At 62.4% G+C, this 2,157-nt stretch carries 2 protein-coding genes; both read right to left on the reverse strand.

The window, feature by feature from the left end:
* Positions 1 to 1,254: TldD/PmbA family protein (locus tag BKD70_RS22305; protein WP_070415412.1), on the reverse strand; the 1,254-nt coding region annotated here is incomplete at its 3' end.
* The coding region (locus tag BKD70_RS22310; protein WP_139145793.1) for a TldD/PmbA family protein at positions 1,254 to 2,157 on the reverse strand (904 nt) is incomplete at its 5' end. The genes BKD70_RS22310 and BKD70_RS22305, both read right to left, overlap by 1 nt.

A 2,157-nucleotide genomic window follows, 5' to 3' on the forward strand; every position in this document is an offset into this window, starting at 1 on the left:
CTGGTCATAGGTACTGGCCGACAACAGCAGCTCCCGATCAGCGGTCAGCGCTTCCAATTGCGAACCGAGCAACTGATAGACACTGTCATCAAAGCGCATGGTGCTGACCGGCGCCTTGATCTCGCCGTTTTCCACCCAGAAGGTCGCAAAGCGCGTCATGCCGGTCAGGCGCGCTGCCGGCAGGTCGGAGTAGTTCAGGTACCAGAGGTTGCTGATATACAGACCGGTGCCCAACTGCTTGAGAATATCGGCCTGGGCCAGGCTGCCGGCCGCCATTTGCAGGGCGCTGGGCGACTCGTCGCTGCTGGCGCCGTTGGTGTTCAAGCCGTATTCGGCGGCGCTGCGCGAGTTGACCAACTGGCCCTCGGCTTTGCCTGCGTTGATCAGGGTGACATCCTCACGCGGGTAGCCTTCAGTGGAAAACGCCTGGCTCAGGGAGCCGCTGATCTGCTCATCCACCGTCACCAGCGGGCTCAATGACTGATCACCCGCGTACAGGCGTTGCAACGAACTGCCTTTGCTCGCGATGGCCTGGGCCGAAAAACCACCCCAGGTGATGATGCTGATGATTTCTTCCAGCGCTGCCGGCGCCAGGTAGGCGCGGTACTGGCCTGGCGCCAGGTTGTGCAGCGGACGACCGAGAAACGCCAGTTGCTCACGGGCCTGTTGGAAACGGGCGGCGAATTCGGCGCTGTTCCAGGTGTGCCCGGCGTAGCTGGCTTTTACCGCTTCGCCATTGGCGTGGAACAGGCTGAAGTCGAAATTGAAGCTGTTAGCCCGGTGCCAGCCGAACGCCCCCGATGAGCTGGCGAAACCACGGCTGATCGGGCCGGCGGCGTAGAAGCCAACCAGGTCCACGCCATCGGCGGCCTGGCTGATGTCGTCCAGCACTTGGGCCAGTTCCGGCAGCGGGCGCAGCTGTTCGTTATGGCTGTGCCAGGCGTCGGGATTCAGCAGCAGGTACGGGTCAGGCGGCAACAGCGGCAAGGTCTCGCGCAGTTGTTGCAGGCCATTCGCCAGGCGCTGGCGATCCAACTGCGCCTCGCCGGACAGGGTGATACCCAGGTCGGCGTGGCGCCCATCGTTGATCAGCTTGAAGTTCAGGCTGGCCTGCTGTACCTGGCCGGCCTGGCGTACCTGCGCGTGGTTGAAGCGCACGAACTCGGACGCCTCATCCGCGTAGCCGAGATGAAATTGTTCTTGATCGGTGACCGCCTGCTTGAGCCAATCCACCAAAGCCTTGAAGTGGTTCATCAGGCATCTCCCCCAAATACATCGACATTGCTGAATACACAGGCCGGCGACGCATGGCCGACACGGATCACCTGGTTGGGTTCGCCCTTGCCGCAGTTCGGCGTGCCCAAGACCTTGAAGGTGCTGGCGTCGCCTACCGCGCTGAGCTTGCGCCAGAACTGCGCGGAAATCGCCCGGTAGTTGGGGTTCTTCACCACGCCCTTGAGTTCGCCGTTTTCGATCAACTGGCCCCACTCGCAGCCGAACTGGAACTTGTTGCGCGCATCGTCGATGGACCACGAACGGTTGGTCGACATCAGGATGCCGCTCTCAATGCCGCCCACCAATTGCGCGAGGCTTTTATCCCCAGGTTCGATATTCAGGTTGGCCATGCGGTCGATGGGCGCACGGTTCCAGCTGCAGGCGCGGCTGTTGGCGACGCCTGGCAGGTTGGCGCGAAATTGCGATAAGGCCCCGCCCAAGGGCTTGAGCAGCAGGCCTTCGCGAATCAGAAATTGCTTGCTGGCAGGCGTGCCGTCGTCGTCATGAGCGTAGCTGGCAAGCTGTTCGGGGATGTCCGGGTCGAAGGTGACGTTGAGCAGCGGTGAGCCATATTGCAGGTGGCCGAAGTCGCTGGCTTTCACAAAACTGGTGCCGGCGTAATTGCGCTCGTCACCAAGGATGCGATCCAGCTCCAGCGGATGGCCGATCGACTCGTGGATCTGCAGGATCATTTGGTCGGGCATCAGCAGCAGGTCACGCGGGCCGTGGGGCGTATTCGGTGCGAGCAGCAATTGCAGGGCTTCGTCGGCCACCTTGCGGGCGGCGCCCACCAGGCCAAAACGCTGGATCACCCCGGCACTGCCTTGCTGGCCGAAGTTGGTACCGCCCAGGGTACGGGTCTGGCTGTCGTTGCCGTCGAAG

It is taken from the genome of Pseudomonas sp. BS-2016, from assembly GCF_001806145.1.
GTDB classification, from domain to species: domain Bacteria; phylum Pseudomonadota; class Gammaproteobacteria; order Pseudomonadales; family Pseudomonadaceae; genus Aquipseudomonas; species Aquipseudomonas lundensis.